Origin of the sequence: Enterococcus sp. AZ088, from assembly GCF_051714845.1 — a bacterium.
GTDB classification, from domain to species: Bacteria; Bacillota; Bacilli; order Lactobacillales; family Enterococcaceae; genus Enterococcus; species Enterococcus faecalis.
This window is the reverse complement of the sequence record NZ_JBIOSQ010000001.1, coordinates 981,726-1,001,981: the sequence shown is the minus strand read 5'-3', so window position 1 is coordinate 1,001,981 and position 20,256 is coordinate 981,726. Positions and strand designations below refer to the sequence as shown.

Annotated in this window: 20 protein-coding genes and 1 other RNA gene; 8 read left to right on the top strand and 13 right to left on the bottom strand. The window is 37.9% G+C overall.

What is annotated here, in order from left to right; translation table 11 throughout:
• Positions 1–10 precede the first annotated feature (10 nt).
• The 6 genes from IGL17_RS05030 to IGL17_RS05005 form a co-directional block, all read right to left on the bottom strand.
• Complete coding sequence (locus IGL17_RS05030; RefSeq protein WP_016617869.1) at positions 11–727, bottom strand: DnaD domain protein; 717 nt, start codon at positions 725–727, stop codon at positions 11–13.
• A gap of 32 nt (positions 728–759) precedes the next feature.
• A complete protein-coding gene (locus IGL17_RS05025; protein ID WP_078126812.1) occupies positions 760–2,256 on the bottom strand; it encodes a carboxypeptidase M32 in 1,497 nt (498 codons plus the stop codon).
• Positions 2,257–2,273: 17 nt separating this feature from the next.
• Positions 2,274–3,437: a THUMP domain-containing class I SAM-dependent RNA methyltransferase gene (locus IGL17_RS05020; protein WP_002357989.1), complete on the bottom strand. Its 1,164-nt coding sequence runs from the start codon at positions 3,435–3,437 to the stop codon at positions 2,274–2,276.
• A gap of 237 nt (positions 3,438–3,674) precedes the next feature.
• Positions 3,675–4,043, bottom strand: an RNA gene (gene rnpB, locus IGL17_RS05015) — RNase P RNA component class B.
• A 107-nt stretch (positions 4,044–4,150) separates the two neighbouring features.
• Entirely contained in the window at positions 4,151–4,561 is a 411-nt protein-coding gene (gene gpsB / locus IGL17_RS05010) for a cell division regulator GpsB (RefSeq protein ID WP_002357990.1), read from the bottom strand.
• Between the two features lie 93 nt (positions 4,562–4,654).
• Entirely contained in the window at positions 4,655–5,197 is a 543-nt protein-coding gene (locus tag IGL17_RS05005) for a DUF1273 domain-containing protein (protein ID WP_016617867.1), read from the bottom strand.
• Positions 5,198–5,259: 62 nt separating this feature from the next.
• Here IGL17_RS05005 and recU point away from each other — a divergent pair, with 62 nt between their 5' ends.
• Positions 5,260–5,877 (top strand): Holliday junction resolvase RecU, encoded by a 618-nt coding sequence (gene recU, locus IGL17_RS05000; RefSeq protein WP_010816424.1) that lies wholly within the window; start codon positions 5,260–5,262, stop codon positions 5,875–5,877.
• 41 nt (positions 5,878–5,918) lie between these two features.
• Positions 5,919–8,255, top strand: a complete 2,337-nt coding sequence (locus tag IGL17_RS04995; RefSeq protein ID WP_002360569.1) for a PBP1A family penicillin-binding protein — start codon at positions 5,919–5,921, stop codon at positions 8,253–8,255.
• 83 nt (positions 8,256–8,338) lie between these two features.
• On the opposite strand, the gene IGL17_RS04990 is transcribed toward IGL17_RS04995, so the two are convergent.
• The 3 genes from IGL17_RS04990 to IGL17_RS04980 form a co-directional block, all read right to left on the bottom strand.
• Positions 8,339–9,949 carry a CTP synthase gene (locus IGL17_RS04990; protein WP_002357995.1) on the bottom strand — a complete coding sequence of 537 codons (1,611 nt, stop codon included), beginning with the start codon at positions 9,947–9,949 and terminating at the stop codon, positions 8,339–8,341.
• Positions 9,950–10,256: 307 nt separating this feature from the next.
• Positions 10,257–10,874 carry a DNA-directed RNA polymerase subunit delta gene (gene rpoE / locus IGL17_RS04985; protein WP_002357996.1) on the bottom strand — a complete coding sequence of 206 codons (618 nt, stop codon included), beginning with the start codon at positions 10,872–10,874 and terminating at the stop codon, positions 10,257–10,259.
• 76 nt (positions 10,875–10,950) lie between these two features.
• Positions 10,951–11,388, bottom strand: a complete 438-nt coding sequence (locus tag IGL17_RS04980) for a DUF1934 domain-containing protein (protein WP_002382132.1) — start codon at positions 11,386–11,388, stop codon at positions 10,951–10,953.
• A 331-nt stretch (positions 11,389–11,719) separates the two neighbouring features.
• On the opposite strand from IGL17_RS04980, the gene IGL17_RS04975 reads away from it, so the two are divergent.
• Genes IGL17_RS04975 through yidA form a run of 3 tightly spaced genes read left to right on the top strand, consistent with a single transcriptional unit; the run spans position 11,720 to position 14,733 of the window.
• Positions 11,720–12,535 (top strand): lipoate--protein ligase family protein, encoded by an 816-nt coding sequence (locus IGL17_RS04975; protein ID WP_002397799.1) that lies wholly within the window; start codon positions 11,720–11,722, stop codon positions 12,533–12,535.
• Complete coding sequence (locus IGL17_RS04970) at positions 12,532–13,902, top strand: dNTPase (RefSeq protein ID WP_002357999.1); 1,371 nt, start codon at positions 12,532–12,534, stop codon at positions 13,900–13,902. The genes IGL17_RS04975 and IGL17_RS04970 overlap by 4 nt, the downstream gene beginning before the upstream one ends.
• Positions 13,903–13,920: 18 nt before the next feature.
• Positions 13,921–14,733, top strand: a complete 813-nt coding sequence (gene yidA / locus IGL17_RS04965) for a sugar-phosphatase (RefSeq protein WP_002361624.1) — start codon at positions 13,921–13,923, stop codon at positions 14,731–14,733.
• A 63-nt stretch (positions 14,734–14,796) separates the two neighbouring features.
• On the opposite strand, the gene IGL17_RS04960 is transcribed toward yidA, so the two are convergent.
• Entirely contained in the window at positions 14,797–15,243 is a 447-nt protein-coding gene (locus IGL17_RS04960; RefSeq protein WP_016617866.1) for an NUDIX hydrolase, read from the bottom strand.
• Between the two features lie 148 nt (positions 15,244–15,391).
• On the opposite strand from IGL17_RS04960, the gene gloA reads away from it, so the two are divergent.
• Both gloA and IGL17_RS04950 read left to right on the top strand, forming a co-directional pair.
• Positions 15,392–15,766: a lactoylglutathione lyase gene (gloA, locus tag IGL17_RS04955; protein ID WP_002358003.1), complete on the top strand. Its 375-nt coding sequence runs from the start codon at positions 15,392–15,394 to the stop codon at positions 15,764–15,766.
• Positions 15,767–15,907: 141 nt separating this feature from the next.
• On the top strand, positions 15,908–16,630 hold the full coding sequence (locus tag IGL17_RS04950) for a gamma-glutamyl-gamma-aminobutyrate hydrolase family protein (protein WP_002358005.1): 723 nt from the start codon (positions 15,908–15,910) through the stop codon (positions 16,628–16,630).
• Positions 16,631–16,680: 50 nt separating this feature from the next.
• Here the strand turns inward: IGL17_RS04950 and IGL17_RS04945 are convergent, their stop codons facing one another.
• Positions 16,681–17,553, bottom strand: a complete 873-nt coding sequence (locus tag IGL17_RS04945; protein ID WP_325067984.1) for an aldo/keto reductase — start codon at positions 17,551–17,553, stop codon at positions 16,681–16,683.
• Between the two features lie 28 nt (positions 17,554–17,581).
• Positions 17,582–17,944 (bottom strand): hypothetical protein, encoded by a 363-nt coding sequence (locus IGL17_RS04940; RefSeq protein WP_002358008.1) that lies wholly within the window; start codon positions 17,942–17,944, stop codon positions 17,582–17,584.
• Between the two features lie 169 nt (positions 17,945–18,113).
• Between IGL17_RS04940 and IGL17_RS04935 the strand changes: the two genes are divergently transcribed.
• Positions 18,114–19,034, top strand: a complete 921-nt coding sequence (locus tag IGL17_RS04935) for a mechanosensitive ion channel family protein (protein ID WP_002382128.1) — start codon at positions 18,114–18,116, stop codon at positions 19,032–19,034.
• 44 nt (positions 19,035–19,078) lie between these two features.
• On the opposite strand, the gene IGL17_RS04930 is transcribed toward IGL17_RS04935, so the two are convergent.
• Entirely contained in the window at positions 19,079–20,248 is a 1,170-nt protein-coding gene (locus IGL17_RS04930; protein WP_016617864.1) for an N-acetyldiaminopimelate deacetylase, read from the bottom strand.
• Positions 20,249–20,256 lie beyond the last annotated feature (8 nt).

The following is a 20,256-nucleotide window of genomic DNA, read 5'->3' as shown; positions in this document are numbered from 1 at the left end:
CACCTCCTTTTTATTCACTGTCTTCTGGATTTAACCAATTGTGTAATGTAACCTTTGGTAACGATTCTTGTGTCTGACCTTGTTGTTCAATCTCATTTTGAATCATAGAATCTTTTCGTTTTTTCTGATCAGCAGCCACTTGTTCTTTGGTGGTAATATTTTTACGCTCCCACGCAAGTAAAATACGATCAATATATTTCAAACTATACGCCTGATTTAAAACGGCTTCTCGCAACGCTAACCGGATTAATTCAGGGGAATAATGGTCCGTGTTCAACCACTGACCAATCATTTCTAATTCAATGGGTGAAAGTGGACGTCCGAATTCTTTTTCAAAGCCTTGGTAAAGCTGTTTAATTTCATCTTCGTGGGTTGCGACAACTTGTTTTTCTTTGCTCGTTTGTAAAAATAATTGAATCTTTTGAAAAACAGGCAGTAAATCATACGTATCCATCATTTGACCTTTTTGGTTTTGTTGTGTTTCAATTCGAATAAATCCGCGAGAAACCAATTGATTTAACAACTTATAAATCGTATCTGGCGTTTTGCCCATCGTCTCTGCAATCGCCATTAAGTCTGGAAATAAATCGCCTGCATTTTGCGAGCGAAAAAGTTGCAGCAAAAAGAGAAATTCATCATCTTTTAAACCAATTTTTTGGTAATGATCAAATAGTAAGTTTGAGATTGTTGTTTCACCAGCTTCTAAATATTCACGAATTGATAACATTGTTGTTGTCCACTTCCCCTTGCTTGTTTCACTTATTGCACTTGATAAACATCAAAATAAATAGCTTTCATATAATCAATTAAATAACTAGGATTCAATTCTTCTCCCGTTGCATCATAAATTAATTGATTTGGTTTACGTGAAGCGCCGTACTGATGAATATGTTGTGTTAACCATTTACGGATATCAGAATAATCCTCCGAAGCTAAAATTTCATCAACAGATAATTCTTGTTTCATTGCGTGAAATAGTTGCGCGGCGTACATATAACCCAAGGCATAAGATGGGAAATAACCAAAGCTACCTCCAGACCAATGAACATCTTGAAGGACACCTTCTAAGTCATTTTCAGGTGATACGCCTAAGTACTCTTGGTATTTTTCGTTCCACACTTTTGGCAAATCAGCGACTTCCAAAGAACCATTAAACAACATTTTCTCAATTTCATAACGAATAATGATATGCAAAGGATAGGTGAGACTATCGGAATCAATCCGAATCAAACTTGCTTTCGTTTCTTTTAAAGAAGCATAGAAATCTTCAAAAGCAATATCATCAAAAGTACCTTCTGCGCATTCTTGGAAAAACGGGTATTGTTTTTGCCAAAAAGCCCGGTTGCTACCAATGATAATTTCATTAAAGAGCGATTGTGATTCGTGAATCCCCATAGAGGCACCTTCGCTTAGTGGCGTAAAGTCAAATTTAGGATCAAAATTTTGTTCGTACATCCCATGACCCGCTTCATGAATCACACCAAATGTTGCCATTGAGAAATTATTTTCTTCCCAGCGCGTAGTAATCCGCGCATCATTTCGATTTAGAGCGGTCATAAATGGATGAACTGTATCATCTAATCGTCCTTTTGAAAAATCATAGCCTAATTGTTCAACCACACCAATCACAAAACGGCGTTGTTGTTCTTTGGTCATTCTTCTAGATAAAAAGTCAGTTCTAGGCGGCGTACCTTTTTCTGCTAAAACGGTCCGAATCTCTTGAATCCCTTGTTTTACTTGGTCGAATACTTGGTCTAGCTTCTCAACCGTCATCCCTGGTTCAAATTGATTTAATAACACATCATACGGAGTTTTTTCTTCTTTTTGCCAATAAGGAATGAACTCTTTTTGGAACGCAACGACCTTCGTTAAGGTTTCTTCTAACAAGCCGAAATCTTGTGCAGCGCGTGCTTTTAGCCAATCTGTATGTGCTTGGTTTAATACTTTAACATATTCTTGCATACGTTCAGCTGGAACATTTTTATTCAAAGCATATTCTTCTTTTACTTTTTCAAAAACCAGTTTCCCTAATTCAGATAATTCTTCAGGGCGTGTCTCAAAATAGGCCAATGCTTCTTGAATAACTGGGCCAATACTTCGTTCAAAATATAATCCGGTTAAATACCCTTCTACTTCTCCTCGAAAAGGACTACTTTTTTCTGGCATCCCAGTTGATGAATCCCAGTCTAATAATGTCAAGGCATTTTTTAGTAATTGAATTTCTTTCACTTCTTGTAAAAATACAGCTTCCTTCATTTTTTACACCAGCTTTCTTAGTCTTCCCGTGGTTTTCTTGGTGGACGTGTTCCCCAGTATTGGAATAAATCTGTTCGTAAGGCTCCGTTGTAAAGCTTCCGTTTTTTAGTAGCTTTGGCACCATAATATTCTTCAAAAGCAAGATCACTCGTCAGTATATACTTGCTCCAAGTAGTTAACGGACGGAAAACATGGCCCATTTCTTTATACAAACGACGAACACTTTCCTCTTCTCCTAAACGCTCACCATAAGGCGGGTTAGCTACCATTACACCATATTCCTTCTCGGTTGTAAAATCTTTTAATGCCAATTGTTTAAAGGTAATTGAATCACCTAAACCAACTTCCTCAGCATTCGCTCGTGCGACTTCAATCATTCGCCCATCAACATCTGAACCACAGATATCTAATTCAACATCGTAGTCTGCCTTTGCCTCGGCTTCGTTACGTACTTTTTCAAAAATTGCTGGATCAACCCAATCCCATGTTTCACAAGTGAAACTACGATTAAAGCCAGGGGCAATGTTATGGCCAATTAATGCTGCTTCAATACAAATTGTTCCAGAACCACAAACTGGATCATAAAAAGGACGATCTTTGCGCCAATTGGTCAACATCACTAAAGCAGCTGCCATGTTTTCCTTAAGAGGTGCGCCCCCCTTTTCAATGCGATAGCCCCGTTTAAATAAACTTGGCCCAGTCGTGTCCAACGTCAACGTCACTTTATCTTTTAGCAGAGCCACTTCTAATTTAAACAAAGCTCCTGTTTCGGTTAAAGGCACCGTCGCTGGACGATGGTAAACTTCTCTTAAACGGTTAACAATGGCTTTTTTGGTGATGGCTTGGCAATCAGGAACACTATACAATTTTGACTTAATTGATTTACCTGCAACTGGAAATTCTGCATCTAAAGGCAAATAATCTTCCCAAGGAAGTGCTTTAACTTTTTCAAATAATTCATCAAAACTATAGGCGTTAAATTCGCCAACGACGATTTTAATCCGATCTGCTGTTCGTAGCCATAAATTGGCAGTAGCAATTGTTTCAACTGTGCCTTCAAAGACGGCCCGACCATTTTCTACTTCACAGGGAATCCCTAAATCACGCAATTCTTTTCCAACTAATGCTTCTAAGCCACTAGCAGCCGTTGCAACAAGTTTGAATGTTTTTTCTTTCGTCATAAAAACTCCTTCTTGACTCTTTTTTATTGTCTGGAGCTAACAGTCCTGCCGACTACTGCTCCGCTTGTTTTTTGTAATTGTCCGCTTTCTCTGAACTAAACGGGCCTGTCCCGGCCTCTTTAGAACAGACAGCTTACTACTTTTATCTCAGTTTCTTTATTTTAACATTTTTTTATTCTTTTCGTAAAAAAAGCCTTCACAACTACGTTGGAAGGTCTTCCTGAATTACTTGTAATTTTCTATAAGCCATGTTCTGTATCACCAATTCTTCAGGAAAAATTGGTGACGGTCATCATCTATCTGCAGAGTAAACTCTGCCTCTTCTACTCGTTCATTTCCTTTAGAAGAGCGCCCCTACCATTGTTTGGGTTGCTCGCTCGAGGGGTTTACCGCGTTCCACCGATGGAGTTTCCCACATCGCTTCGTCACTGTGGCACTTTCAAGGATACTTTGACATAGTCGAAACCTTAGTCATTTTTCCTGCCGTTACTCTAAAAGAGTACCTTAGCTTATGATTTCGCTAAGCACGAACACTACAAGCATCTCAGCTTGTGCGAGCATGGACTTTCCTCAGCTTGCAAAAGCAAACCGCGATCACCCGAAAATTACAAATCTGTTTAGACGAACAGCAAAAATTTACACACTACAACAAGTGTCCGCTATTCTAACAAATGCTTTTTGTTCCTCGTGAAAACTTGACTTAAATTGTCTTGTTAAAATTGACGTGTTTGTGCATTATCAACATCATGGTTCGCTGGTTCTGCAGTCATTGACGGTGCAGAAGGCGTTACAGGTGTTGAAGGTGTTTCATCTAACTTTTTACCAAAAACTTCACGCTCTAAGTTTGATAAACGTTTTAAAATATCAAAGTTGGTCACTGCTGCACTTTTTGGTACTTCTTGAGCAACACGAGGCGTTGGTTGGGCTTTTGATAATTGGTCTAATTTTGCCATTAAGCGGCTGTTTTCTTCTTGCAAGCTTAATAATTCTTTATTATAAGCTTCGTAGTCTTTAATAACATTGTCTAAAAATTCGTCTACTTCAATTGGGTCATACCCGTTCATCATTTTCGTTTTAAATTCTTTTTGTAAAATGTCTTTAGGACTATATACTAAATTTGCCATGTTTACACCTCATTTGTTTATTTACGATAGAAAATTTCATAGTTCCACAAATACTATTGTAACGAAAAATAGCTAGAAAATCAAACAGATTCTCTAATCAATCACCGAGTTTTGTAAATCATCCATTGTAGTTAAGCGAATATCATAGGGTTCTCGTTCCGAAAAATGTTGTGCATCCTTTAAAAAATACTCCGTTTTGCCAGGGTACTCTTTGTCATAAATAAGTAAGCTGCCCCCAGAATGTTCCAAAAGAAATTTTGTATGCATTTTTAATTGTGCTGGCGATTGATAGGGCTGGTGACTTACTGAGTTGATATAATCAGCCAAACTTTCCGCTTTCGTTAACAGTTCTCGATTTTGTTCATTCCAATTATTGCCAAAGTCTTTAAATGGATAAAGCAAACCTAGCTGGACTTCTGGATATTCCGTTTTTAATTCCCCAACTACTTCAGCTGTCCAAAGTTCAACACCTAAATTGCCAGAAATCAAAATCCATTCTACTCCCGCTTCAATATAACTGGCTAACTCTTTTTTTAAGACATTTTTAATAACTGTGATTTTCGGGTCTTTTCCTTGAAATATCCCCAATTCAAAGCTGCGATAACCGGTGACATAGAGGGTTTTTATCATTTCCATAAGTCATCCCTTTTCTTTCAGGTCTTTTTTTTGGTATAATACAGGCTAGGAGTGTGATAAACGTGACGTTCCATTATCCTAACGGAATACCTTATAATCATCATGAAGCACAATCACCAAAAAAACAAGTAAAAAAGAAACGCCCCGTTGAATTTGGTAATCGCGGGATGGATTTCGAAGAAGCGATCAATCAAAGCAATCAATATTATCTATTGAATAAGCAAGCAGTCGTTCATAAGAAACCCACTCCTGTTCAAATTGTTAAAGTAGATTATCCCAAACGAAGTGCGGCTGTTATTAAGGAGGCCTACTTTAGACAAGCTTCAACGACTGATTATAACGGTGTATATCAAGGCCGTTACATAGATTTTGAAGCGAAAGAAACGAAAAATACCACGTCCTTTCCCTTTAAAAATTTTCATCAACATCAAATTGATCATATGGAACAATGTATAGCACAACAAGGGATTTGTTTTGTGCTATTATGGTTTTCAAGCTTAAAACGCTGCTTCTTTTTTAGTGGTGAAAATCTAATAACGCATTGGAAAAACCAAACAGTTACTGGAAAAAAATCTATGCCGCTTGCACTCATCGAGAAAGAAGGAATTGAATTATCTTTTGGAATCGCACCGCGAATCCCTTATCTCGACGCAGTGGAACAATATATTCAGACACACTAGATTCATAAAGTTTTGAAAGTATAACAAAGGAGTTGCTATTTATGCCAACCGCAAATTCAGGCTCGCGAGCTGCTAGACATGCATCCAACACCTCATCGAAGTCGAGTTACAAGAAAAAGACACAACCGCCGAAAAAGAAAAAACGGCTTGTTTTAAAAATCTTTCTTGGCTTACTTATCGCTGGGATGGTCGCTTTTTTAGCAGGCGTTGGTCTTTTTTGGTTCTATGCACGACAAGCCCCAAAATTAGAAGATGACAAACTGAATGCGACAGTTTCATCGAAGCTTTACGATATTAATAATGAAATTTTTGAGGATTTAGGCGCAGAAAAGCGTGAATTAATTCAACCAAATGATGTGCCTCAATTATTAAAAGATGCCATTGTTTCTGTCGAAGACCGTCGTTTCTATAAACACATTGGTGTGGATCCGATTCGGATTATCGGTTCTGCCCTTTCAAATGTCAAAAATGGTGGATTACAAGGCGGAAGTACCTTAACCCAACAATTAATTAAATTGTCCTACTTCTCTACAAAAGAATCTGACCAAACCTTGAAACGGAAAGCACAAGAAGCATGGATGGCTGTTCGTTTAGAACGTGAAAAATCAAAAGAAGAAATTTTAACTTACTACATTAACAAAGTCTACATGGCGAATGGTTTCTATGGAATGGAAACAGCGGCTGAAAATTATTATGGTAAACATTTATCTGAACTTGATTTACCACAAACGGCCCTACTGGCAGGAATGCCACAAGCGCCAAACTCATACGATCCCTATACAAAACCAGATACTGCTAAAGAACGCCGGGATGTCGTACTCTACACAATGTACGACAATAAAAAAATCTCGAAAGCAGAGTACGAAAAAGCCAAAGCTACCCCAATCGATGAAGGCTTAGTTCCATTAAAAGCCAGTGATGACAATCGAAAAGTCGTAGATAATTACGTCAAAGAAGTAATCAATGAAGTGAAAGCAAAAACTGGTAAAAATGTTTACACAGACGGACTAGATATCTACACAAACTTAGATATGAATGCCCAAAAACAACTTTACGATATTGTCAACAGTGATCAATACGTTGCGTTTCCAGATGATAAAATGCAAGTGGCTTCAACCGTTATTGATGTTGCCTCTGGACAAGTCCGAGCACAGATTGGTGGTCGTCACATTCCTGATGATGTACAATTAGGAAACAATTTAGCTGTTAACACCCAACGTGATGTTGGTTCAACTGTGAAACCAATCATGGATTATGGTCCCGCAATTGAGAATTTAAATTATTCGACAGGTCGCCTCATGGTGGATAAACCAACGAAATATCCTGGTACCGACATTGATGTCTTCAACTCTGATTTAACATACCAAGGCGTCATTACTATGCGCCGTGCGATTATGGGTTCTCGTAACACCACCGCGGTCCAGACGTTTGATGAAGTTGGTAAAGAAAACATCATGCCTTTCATTAAAGGGCTAGGAATTGACTATAAAAACTTAGAAGCTTCGAATGCCATTTCAAGTAACACAAGCGATGTAGATGGCGATAAATATGGAATTTCCTCATTGAAATTAGCAGCAGCTTATGCGGCTTTCGCCAATAACGGGATTTACAACAAACCGTATTACGTAAACAAAGTCGTTTTCAATGATGGAACTAGCGTGGATTATCAACCTGATGGCAAACGTGCAATGAAAGACTCTACCGCCTATATGATGACGGATATGTTAAAAGATGTTTTAAACGGCGGAACAGGATTTAACGGCGCCATTCCAGGCTTAATCCAAGCGGCCAAAACAGGGACTTCTAACTATACTGATGAAGATTTAGCACGAATGGGGACAACAGAAAAAGGAATTGCCCCGGATAGTACCTTTGTTGGTTATACAACACACTATGCCGTTTCTGTTTGGACTGGATACAATGATCGAAATACACCAATCTATCAAGAATACTATGGAATTGCCTCGGATGTTTATCGTGAAATAATGAGTTACTTGTCTCAAAATGTTTCAAACGATGACTGGGTGCAGCCAGACAGTGTTGTGCGGGTAGGTAATGAATTATACGTGAAAGATGCCTATGAGGTACCAAATGTACAAGTTTTACCAAGTACTACCTCTTCAGCACCACAGCCGGAATCTAGCAGTACGGTGGAATCCTCTTCCACAAAAGAAGCGGAAAGTTCATCAAGTTCTAGTTCAGAAAGTGCGCCTTCTTCCTCTGAAGCGCCACCATCAACCGAACAACCGGCAAGCTCTTCCTCAGCAGAGCAACCGGCAACATCGGAACAACCACCTGAACCATCAAGTTCTAGTTCACAAGAACCACCGCAACCACCTGAAAGTAGTTCTAAACCAGATGAAAATAAAGCAGCATAAAAAGTACGGGGCTCATCATGAGCTCCGTACTTTTTTAGATTAAAAATGGACGAAGTGAACTGAATCACTTCGTCCATTTTTGCTTATTTACTTTCTTTATTTGCCAAAGCTGCACCAACAAATCCTTTGATTAAGCGTTGTGGACGATTTGGACGAGAAATTAATTCTGGGTGGAATTGACAAGCCACAAAGAATTGTTTTTCAGGAATTTCAACAATCTCAACTAAACGATTATCTGGTGAAACTCCAGAGAAAACTAAGCCATTTTCTTCAAATAATTGACGGTATTTATTGTTAAATTCATAACGATGACGGTGACGTTCTTGGACAACATCTTCATTTCCGTATGCTGCCGCAGTTTTCGTTCCTTTTTTCAATTTACATGGATATAAACCTAAACGTAGTGTGCCACCTAAATTCTCGATGTTTTCTTGATCTGCCATTAAATCAATAATGTTATTTGTCACGTCAGGATTAGTTTCTGCAGAACCAGCATCTTCTAAGCCCACAACGTTACGACCAAATTCTACACAGGCCATTTGCATACCTAAGCAAATGCCAAGGAATGGTACGTCATTTTCGCGAGCAAAACGAATCGCTTCAATTTTCCCTTCAATTCCACGATCACCAAAACCACCAGGAACCAAAATACCATCTGCTGAACCAATTCTTTCAGCGACATTTTCAGCAGTTAATTCTTGTGAATCAACCCAATCAATTTCGATATCTGAATCAAAATCAAATCCAGCATGTTTTAATGCTTCTACAACAGAAATATAAGCATCTGGTAATTCAACATATTTACCAACCAGCGCAATTTTTGTTTTCTTTTTCAAGTTAAGAACTTTCTCTTCTAATGCACGCCACTCAGTCATGTCTGCAGCCGGTGCATCCAATTTTAAATGATCACAAACAATTTGATCCATGTTTTGTGCTTGAAGTGCTAATGGAATGGAGTATAACGTTTCAACATCACGAGATTCAATTACCGCTTCCGGATTAACATCACAGAATTGTGCTAATTTGTTTTTAGTGTTTTGAGAAACAGGTAATTCCGTACGGACCACTAAAATATTTGGTTGAATCCCTAAACTTCTTAATTCTTTGACACTATGTTGTGTTGGTTTAGTTTTCATTTCGCCAGCCGCTTTTAAGTAAGGAATCAAGGTTGTATGGATGTACATTACATTGTCACTACCCATATCAGCTTTCATTTGACGCAATGCTTCTAGGAAAGGTAATGATTCGATGTCGCCGACAGTACCACCTACTTCTGTGATAATCACATCGGCATCCGTCATTTTCGCTGCACGCATGATTTTTTCTTTGATTTCATTGGTAATGTGTGGAATAACTTGCACTGTTGCACCTAAGTATTCCCCTTTACGTTCTTTACGTAAGACTTCTGAATAAATTTTTCCAGTGGTTACGTTTGAGTATTTATTTAAGTTAATATCAATAAAACGTTCATAGTGACCTAAGTCCAAATCTGTTTCGGCACCATCATCTGTGACAAAAACCTCTCCATGTTGGTAAGGACTCATTGTCCCCGGATCCACATTAATATATGGATCGAATTTTTGAATCGTTACTTTTAATCCACGATTTTTTAATAATCGTCCTAAAGATGCTGCGACAATCCCTTTTCCGATAGAAGAAACCACGCCACCTGTAACAAAGATGTATTTTGTCATAATAGTTAAAAACCCTTTCTTTGATAATATTTTGTAGAGAGAAGTAAAACAACTTTGAGACTCTTACGTTTCTCCAAATAAAAAAGAAACAAAAATAGAAAAGCTCCCTATCCATTACGAATAGGGAGCTTGTAAGTTCGTTCAAACTTCTGACCTTCTTAAAGGTGCCCAAGTAGTATAATACAAGCAAACGGACATCAGGTCAAGTACTTCTATTCAAGAAAATAATTTTTTCTATTTTCTCATTTTTCTTGGGCATTCAACTAAAAAGCTTGACTCCTTCTTAGGAATCAAGCTTTTTGGTTTCTTACTCTTCAGAATATTCGTCATCAAAATCGTCTTCATCTTCAACATCATCGTCATCAATGATCGTTAAATCTTCTTCGATTTGCGGAATATCTTCTTCATCATCGTCTGAATCTGCACCAATCTCTTGTAAGTCAGAGTTGTATGCTTTGATTTCTTCATCTTCATCTTCTTCATCATCGTACAAGATGTCTTCTTCATCATCATTTGTTAATTCAGCATCTTCTGGATCGTCATCGTTATAGTCAATTACATCTTCATCGTTTGGATTAGTGATGAAGGCATTTACTTTTTTACGTTTTCTACGACGTGGTGCATCTTCTTCGTCTTCTTCCAAGCCATGTGTAACTTCTTCATCGATTGAATCGATTGGATACCATGAACGTAAGCCCCAACGATTGTCTCCCAATGAGATAAAGCTACCGTCGATGTTTAAATCTGTATAAAATTGTGCTAATTGGTCACGAATTTCACTATCAGACTTGCCAAGATAATTTTGGATTTGGTTAACTAAATCAGAAAAATCCATTACATCTGCATGTTGTTCTAAAATAGCGTGTGCTACTTCAATCATGGATAATTCTTTTTTGTTTAACCCTTCAAATACATTAATTTCCAAGAGGTACACGTCCTTTCACAGTCTACTCCTTATCATACAAAAACATTGAAAAAAAATCAATTCTATTCTGCAATATTTATGCAGTAAATTCTAATTCTAAATGATATTCTCCGATTCGCTCTGTTTGAGAGTATAAATCATAATCAACTAAAATCTTACCAGACATTGGTTGATCTTTTAAACTAACACGCAAATTATGTGTAAACGTACTAATCTGTAGCAAGCCATAAGGGGTTCGATAACTTGTATCTAATTTTTCCTGATAGCCAAATCTTAAACGCATCCGTAATTCGCCAGCACGAATCAACTGAACATGCCCGTCTGGTTCAATTTTAATGGTTACGGGGGTTGGTTCTGTATCCTCTAATAATTCTTCTTTGTAACGAATGTATAATGTATCACCCATTTTTACTAATTGACCTTCTAAGTCAAAGAAAAAATCTTTTTGTTCGTTGCCTTGTTGGACAATCGTTTTTAGTTGAATCGATACAGGAACGCCTGTTGATAAATCCATAATGGTCACTCCTTTTCCAAAATATAACTTTCTTATTGTTGACTTTTTCAATGTATTTGTCAACTAAAGTCAATTTTCCCTTGCTTATGTACCTTTTCTTATTGTATAAGCTCTTTTCACGGGTTGCAAGCATTTGTTTCATCTATTTAATAAGAAAACCGTTTACTATTTTAGAGAATTCCTTCAGAATTCGTTTATATAACATGCTTTTTTGCGTTTTTTGTATATAATATAAGAGAGAGTAAGAAAATAAACGTATTAAATGACGTAATTATAAATAGACAGGACGTTTTTTATGAGCACAACTTTTCCCCTTCACACTGAATCATTTATGCTCCTTGATTCAGGTTGTTTAACAAACAGTGACTATTTTTTACCTTTTGCCTTGACCGATGTTTTAACCACTTTTTCAGGAATGCAGCACCAACCAATCATTCATTTCTGGCAATTGGATCAAGCTATGATTCTTGGCATGAAAGATACCCGTGTACCTCATCTAAAAGAAGGCATCACTTCTCTGCAAGAAAACGATTATTCTGTAGTCGTTCGCAATGCCGGCGGTTTAGGGGTGATTGCCGATTCGGGTATTTTAAATGTTTCACTTATTTTACCAAATAATTCTGAACACAAATTAAGTATCGATGCGGCTTATGAATTAATGTGGGCTTGGCTCCGTCAGAGTTTTCCAGAGAAAGAGATTGACGCCTTTGAAATTACTACATCCTATTGTCCCGGTACTTATGATTTAAGTATTGACGGTCAAAAGTTTGCTGGGATTGCCCAACGACGCGTCAAAGACGGTATTTCTGTCATGATTTACATCAGCGTTAACGGCAATCAACTTGCTCGTGGAGAAGTGGTTCGAGACTTTTACCTTGCTGGGTTACAAGAACAATTTGGTGAAAACGGCTATCCACCCGTTGATCCAGCAGTGATGGCAAATTTAGAAACCCTGATTGAGACTCCATTAACAATAGACGCCGTAAAAACCCGTTTAATCGAAGCATTACCTCAACAATTTGAAAAATCTATTGATCCAAACTTAACCGAACCAATTATAACCTCGGAATGGTTCCAAACAAATTTAACTGTCCAGCTGGAAAAAATGGCGCAACGAAACGCCTTAATTAAAGGAGAGATCGTATGACGATTCCGTATAAAGAGCAACGATTACCAATCGAAAAAGTTTTTCGTGATCCCGTCCATAATTATATTCATGTCCAACATCAAGTGATTTTAGACCTTATTAATTCTGCTGAAGTGCAACGATTACGTCGCATTAAGCAACTAGGCACTTCTTCTTTTACGTTTCACGGTGCCGAACATAGTCGTTTTTCCCATTCTTTGGGGGTTTACGAAATTACACGTCGGATTTGTGAGATTTTCCAACGTAACTACTCTGTGGAACGATTAGGTGAAAACGGCTGGAATGACGACGAGCGCCTGATTACGCTTTGCGCAGCTTTATTACATGATGTCGGTCATGGTCCTTATTCACATACATTCGAGCATATTTTTGATACAAACCATGAAGCAATCACGGTCCAAATCATCACCTCACCAGAAACGGAAGTCTATCAAATTTTAAACCGTGTTTCGGCAGATTTTCCTGAAAAAGTCGCCAGCGTTATTACTAAACAATACCCAAATCCTCAAGTGGTGCAAATGATTTCTAGTCAAATTGATGCCGATCGTATGGACTATCTGTTACGTGATGCTTACTTTACAGGGACTGAATACGGAACCTTCGATTTAACTAGAATTTTACGTGTGATTCGACCCTACAAAGGAGGCATTGCCTTTGCTATGAATGGGATGCATGCGGTGGAAGACTATATCGTTAGTCGTTACCAAATGTATGTCCAAGTCTATTTCCACCCTGTTTCTCGTGGGATGGAAGTGATTCTTGATCATTTATTGCATCGGGCGAAAGAATTATTTGAAAACCCTGAATTTGACTATGATTTACAAGCCTCTCTGCTTGTACCATTCTTTAAAGGGGACTTCACCTTACAAGAATATTTAAAATTGGATGATGGCGTCCTCTCTACGTACTTTACACAATGGATGGATGTGCCTGATTCAATTCTAGGTGATTTAGCCAAACGTTTCCTTATGCGTAAGCCTCTGAAGTCAGCCACCTTTACGAACGAAAAAGAGAGCGCAGCAACGATTGCTTATTTAAGGGAATTGATTGAAAAAGTTGGTTTCAACCCTAAATATTATACTGCCATTAATTCAAGCTATGATTTACCTTACGATTTTTATCGTCCAAATAAAGACCGTCATCGTACACAAATTGAATTGATGCAAAAAGATGGCTCATTAGTGGAATTGGCAACGGTCAGTCCCCTAGTTGCAGCACTTGCTGGTCAGAGTCAAGGAGATGAACGTTTCTATTTCCCTAAAGAAATGCTTGACCAAGGAAATAAAAAACATTACGATTTATTTGATGAGACGTATCGTGAGTTTTCAAGTTACATTCATAATGGTGCGTTAGTTTTAAAAAAATAGGTTTTCTAGGAGGATTCTATGTCAATTAAGTTAGTTGCTATTGATATCGACGGAACATTGCTAAATTCACAACACAAGATTACCCCACGGGTCAAAGAAGCGCTCCAAAAAGCAAATGATCAAGGCGTTCGTATTGTTTTATGTACAGGCCGTCCTTTGCCAGGCGTGAAAGAACAATTGGATGAATTAGCCTTATATGGTGAAAATGATTTCGTGATTACCTACAACGGTTCGCTTGTCCAAGCAACCAAAGATAATACGATTATTTCACGCTATACCTTAAGTTATGAGGATTTTTTAGAAATTGAAATGTATTCTCGTAAAGTCGGCGCTCACTTGCATACAATTGATGATTCCGCTATTTACACTGCCAATCGCAATATTGGTAAATATACGATTCACGAAGCATCTTTAGTGAACATGCCTTTGAAATATCGTACGGTGGATGAAATGACACCAGAGATGAACATTATTAAAATGATGATGATTGATGAGCCGGAAGTTTTAGATCCTGCCATTGCAAAATTACCATTACATTTTACCGAAAAATATACGACTGTTAAAAGTACGCCTTTTTACTATGAAATCATGAATAAAAATGCTAGCAAAGGCAATGCTCTAGCAAAATTGGCAGACCATTTAGGCTTAAATAAAGACGAAGTGATGGCCATTGGTGACAATGAAAATGACTTATCTATGATTGATTACGCTGGGATTGGTGTTGCGATGGGCAATGCGACAGAAAATGTTAAAACAATTGCCGATGTGCATACCACTAGTAATGACGAAGATGGTGTCGCTCAAATTATTGAAAAAATGGTTTTAATTTAAACATTCTTTTCAATAACAATAACCCTCAATCTAATCAACATAGATTGAGGGTTATTCGTTATTTTATGATGCTGCCGCTAGCCATTTTTCAACGGCCCAACGGTGGCTTCCTCTTTTTAATAAACGGACTGCTTCTTCTGGTGCAACCCAGTGTAAAGTATTGGTCCTTTCTAAGGGTTCGCTAAGTTGCCGCCAAGTATTCGCTACATAAAAATAGCCAGGATTATAATAGGCAGTTTGGCGATGGTTCGAATAAAAATATTCATCAGCTTTCCCTAAATAACAGCCAATTTCTACACTAATTCCCAATTCTTCTAGCACTTCTCGATGGATCGCTTCTTCTTTCGTTTCGGTGCCTTCAATTTCGCCTCCTGGTAAAAAATAAGCTCCATTTGGCGCTTGTACCAGAACCATTGTGTTATTTTCTGGCTTTGAAACAATAATGTATGCAGCATATCTTGTTTGATAGGTCAATGTCTCTTCTCTTTTTCCAAACGTTGGCGTTTTCATTGGCGCACCTCTTCTCTTTTCATCTATTTTACCTGAGAAATTCCTTTAGAACAAGTCAGAAACCAAGCGTTTTTCTCTACATTTCACGTTTATCTATGCTACTATTAACGTTGGAAATATAATTAAGTTTGAAAGGGAGTTTTTAACTATGAAAATGGCTCATACATGTGTGCGTGTAAAAGATTTAGAGGCATCATTAGATTTCTATCAAAAAGCCTTCAATTTTGAAGAAAGTCGCCGTCGTGATTTTCCAGAAAATAAATTTACTTTGGTTTATTTAACTTTACCAGGAGACGACTACGAACTAGAACTAACTTATAATTATGATCATGAAGCATACGATTTAGGAAACGGTTATGGTCATATCGCCATCAGTACAGATGATTTAGAAGGATTACACGAAAAACATCAAGCGGCTGGCTTAACTGTTACTGACTTAAAAGGCTTACCTGGAACTGCACCATCTTATTACTTTGTTGTCGACCCAGATGGTTATAAAATCGAAGTCATTCGTGAACGTTAAAAAGTTTCACTTGTTCACTTACTGAGTTTTTTGTGTTTGAGAGCTGTCCGAGACAAAACTTGTCTCGACTTCTTCTCAAACACTTTTTTCAAAAAAGTGCTACAATAGAACGTATGAATTTATTGAGGATGTGATGTTATTATGACAAAAAAAATTATTGGAATCGCTGGCAATCAACTTTTGCAGGCGGCTGAAGTGTTTCACGGTAACCAAGTGACTTACACCCCACAAGGTTTTGTGAGCGCTGTTCAAGCCGCAGGTGGCGTTCCTCTCGTTTTGCCAATTGGCCCCAAAGAATTAGCCGCTACGTATATACAACAAATTGATAAACTACTTTTAGCAGGCGGTCAAGATGTTGCCCCTGAATTTTACGGACAAGAACCCCATATAAAATTAGAAGAAACGAATCGTGATCGTGACGAGTTTGAATTAGCCCTAATTGAAGAAGCCTTAAAACAAAACAAACCTATTTTTGCGGTTTGCCGTGGAATGCAATTAGTCAATGTTGCTTTAGGTGGCACATTATATCAAGATTTATCGATGTATCCTCAATGGTCAGTTAAGCACGGACAACAACCCACTCAACCAATCTTTGCGACGCATCGTATTGATGTTGAACCAGACAGTCAATTATCAAACATATATGGTACAACTGGTCAAGTCAACTCGTACCATCACCAAGCACTACATACTTTAGGAAAAGATTTACGCGTTACTGCTTGGTCCTCTGATGGCCTTGCAGAAGCAGTGGAATCAACAAATGAACAGCAGCCTTTATTAGCTGTTCAATGGCATCCTGAACTAATGTACGCACGTGATGCCAAATCCCAAGCACTCTTTAACTACTTTGTTCAAAAATTATAGTAAAAACGGAGGGACGTCTTTTGCCCCTCCGTTTTTACTTGCTATCATACTTAAAAATCAAAATTATCTGGATCTGCACCAAAACGATGATCCTTATTTAACTGATTAATTGCGGTTATTTCTTCTGGTGTTAATTCAAAATCAAAGACAGCAAAATTTTCCTGAATTCTTTTTTCGTGAACAGATTTAGGAATCACGATAATATCATTTTGTAAGTGCCAACGAATAATCACTTGGGCCGCTGATTTACCATATTTTTCACCAATTTTCACTAGTACTGGTTCAGATAATAAATTACCTTGTCCTAGAGGAGACCAAGCCTCCACGGCAATCTTATTTTCGGCTAAATATTTTCGTAGCGGTTCTTGTGTTAACGTAGGATGTAATTCAATTTGATCCACCATTGGCACAACATTGGCTTCTGTTAATAAATCTTCCAAATGATGTTGATGAAAATTGGAAACGCCAATTGCTTTGGCACGACCACTTGCGTAAATTTCTTCTAATGCTTTCCATGATTCTTTATATTTACCAGCAACAGGCCAGTGAATTAAATATAAATCAACATAGTCTAAACCTAATTTTTCTAAGCTTTTATCAAACGCTTTAATCGCATTTTCATAGCCTTGATCTTCATTCCATAATTTCGTCGTCACGAAAATTTCTTCGCGGGGAATACCCGATTGACGAATGCCTTCGCCCACCCCTGCTTCGTTTTTATAAACGGCTGCCGTATCAATCAAGCGATAACCCGCTTCTAAAGCCCATTTTACTGAATTTGTTGCTTCTGAGCCATCTTCTACACGCCAAACGCCTAAACCTAGGCGTGGCATTTCATTGCCGTTTGCTAATTTTTTTGTTTTATCCAAAGTCATGTGTTTCTTCAGTCCCTTCATTTTCATTTCTTTTAGTATACTACGCATTCTTCTTTCACGAAACAATCACGACTTGTCAGGTCATTTTCTTTATTTTTAATAAATAACGACGCCAATAGGTCAGCACTCCGATTAGTGCCACAACTACAATTGTTCGACCGCTAACGCTTCCAATCCACAGTTTAACTGCAAGTAACCAGATACAAAAGAGATAAACACAGGACCAATTAAAGGAAACTTTCAATGTACATGATTCCGCAATTTCGATTATCTGACTACTAAAAAAACGACTTCCTAATCGTAAAGCGACTGGATTATGGAAGATGAATGTTCGTCGCTTGTCAGCCGTCAAGCGAGTGGCACATCGTTCATCAATAAAAATTGTTACAGGTAATTTAGAAAGTAAATCATTTTTTGCCCATTCAATTGAAACTTTCACGCAGCACTCACAACCTTTAACAAAATTATAAAATATATTATTTATTTACAAAATTATAACATTCCTAAAAAAACATGTTAAGTCTTAAAAAAAACTTTCTATTTTCTTCCCCTTTCGCCGAGAGATTTAGTATACTAAAAGAAGAAATTTTAGAGAAAGTTGGATTTTTATGTTGATACTTGGTTTAGCCAGTACTGAAACAGTCGATTCTTCTGCTCCTGATTTAGCAGAAGCGACCGTAAAAAAAGTGAGCGCGCTACAACGCTTTTGGAACAATATTAATTGGGATGCCATTGTCGCTACCTTAATTGAAAAAAGTTTATCAATTTTATTTTTAATTTTTCTATTTTTTATCATTCAGCGAATCGGGAAATATTTAATTGATCGCACCTATGCAAATTATAGTAAAAAGCAACATTTTAGTGAAAGCCGTTTAAAAACGTTACACACTTTAATCATTAATGCATTTCAATATACGCTGTTCTTTTTCTTCATCTATTCTCTTTTGACCATTGTCGGTGTGCCTGTTGGCTCATTATTAGCCGGAGCGGGAATTGCCGGTGTTGCCATTGGTTTAGGGGCTCAAGGATTCATGAATGACTTAATTACCGGATTTTTCATTATTTTAGAACAACAAATGGATGTAGGCGATTATATTCGCTTATTGGCGTTAAATATTGAAGGAACAGTTACTTCTGTCGGATTACGAACCACTCAAATTAAAGCGGTTGATGGAACTGTTCATTTTATTCCAAACCGAAACATCACCACAATCAGTAACCTGTCTCGTGCCAATATGCAAGTGTTAATTGATGTCCGCATCAATCCTGAAGAAGGTTATGAAAAAATTTGTGAAGTGATTACAGAAGTCAATGAAACGTTAAAAGAAAAGTATATCGAAAGTATTCAAACTGGGCCAGATATTTTTGGTATGGTTGATTTAGGCAATGGCAACTTTGCGGTGCGAACGACCATGTATGTACTAAACGGCAAACAATTTGCGGTCAAAGAAGAATTTCTAGCTCAATATATCAAAGCATTAACAGAGGCCGGTTTTACGATTCCCAATACGCCCATTATTGCAAAATAAAAAACAGCCACCAGATATTTATTAGTTATCTGGTGGCTGTTTTTCTAATTGTCCAATGATTTTAAAAACCCACTAACTGCCTCCACTCCAAACAATAACGCCTCTTCGTTCGGTTCAAACTTGGCAGAATGAAGGCTATAAGGACTTGCCACGCCTAACCAAAACATCGTGCCTGGGACTTTAGACAATAGATAGCCAAAATCTTCACCTGTCATTGCAACCGGTGCTTGTTGAAATTGAACTGTTGCTTGTTTGCTCATGTATTCAATCAAATTCGTGGTACATGCTGGCTCATTCACTACAGGTAAATACCCTTTCTGATCAAGATGAACAGTTACTTCACATTGAAAAGATTGCGCAATACCTTCACTAATTTCGCGAATTCTTCGCTGCGTTTGTTCATTCGTTTCTGCTGTCAATGTGCGAATTGTACCAGATAAAGTTGCTTCTTCGGCAATCACATTGCAGGCAGTCCCTGCATGAAAAGTCCCAAAAGTAACGACTGCCCCAATCACAGGATCAACATTTCGACTAACGATCGTTTGCGCTTGCTGAATTAAATTTGTGGCCGCTAAGACCATATCATTTGCTTGATGCGGAAAAGCCGCATGTCCACCTTTTCCTTTTAAGGTAATGTTCACTTCACAAGTGGCAGCAAACAATGTCCCTACTCTGGTACTAATAGTTCCGACTGGCAAATCAGGATTAACATGAAGCGCATAAAATTCATCAGGTAACCACTCACCAAACGCGTGGTCTTCATACATCAACATCCCCCCTGCTTCATTTTCTTCAGCAGGTTGAAATAAAAATAAAAAGTTATTGTCTGGTTGCTGTTGACTTAATTCTTTCAAAACCCCTAAACCGATTGTCATGTGAAAATCGTGCCCACAGGCATGCATAAACCCTGGTCGTTTTGATTGAAAAGCAGAAACCACTTCCTCTTGAATAGGCAAACCATCAATATCAGCACGCCAGCCGATGGTTTTCTGAGGATTTTTGCCTTCTATGAAGACTAAAATCCCCGTTTGCCATGTTCGAACTTGCAGATAAGGTTGCTTCATTTTATCAATTTCATTAAGTAAAAAGGCTTGTGTTTCCTTTTCTTCTAGACCGATTTCAGGTATTTGATGTAGTTGCCGTCTAATCGCAATTAATTCTTCTTGCTCCACAAAAGCCACTCCTTCATTTTTGGGGTAATCGAAAGCCGCCATGAAGAAGT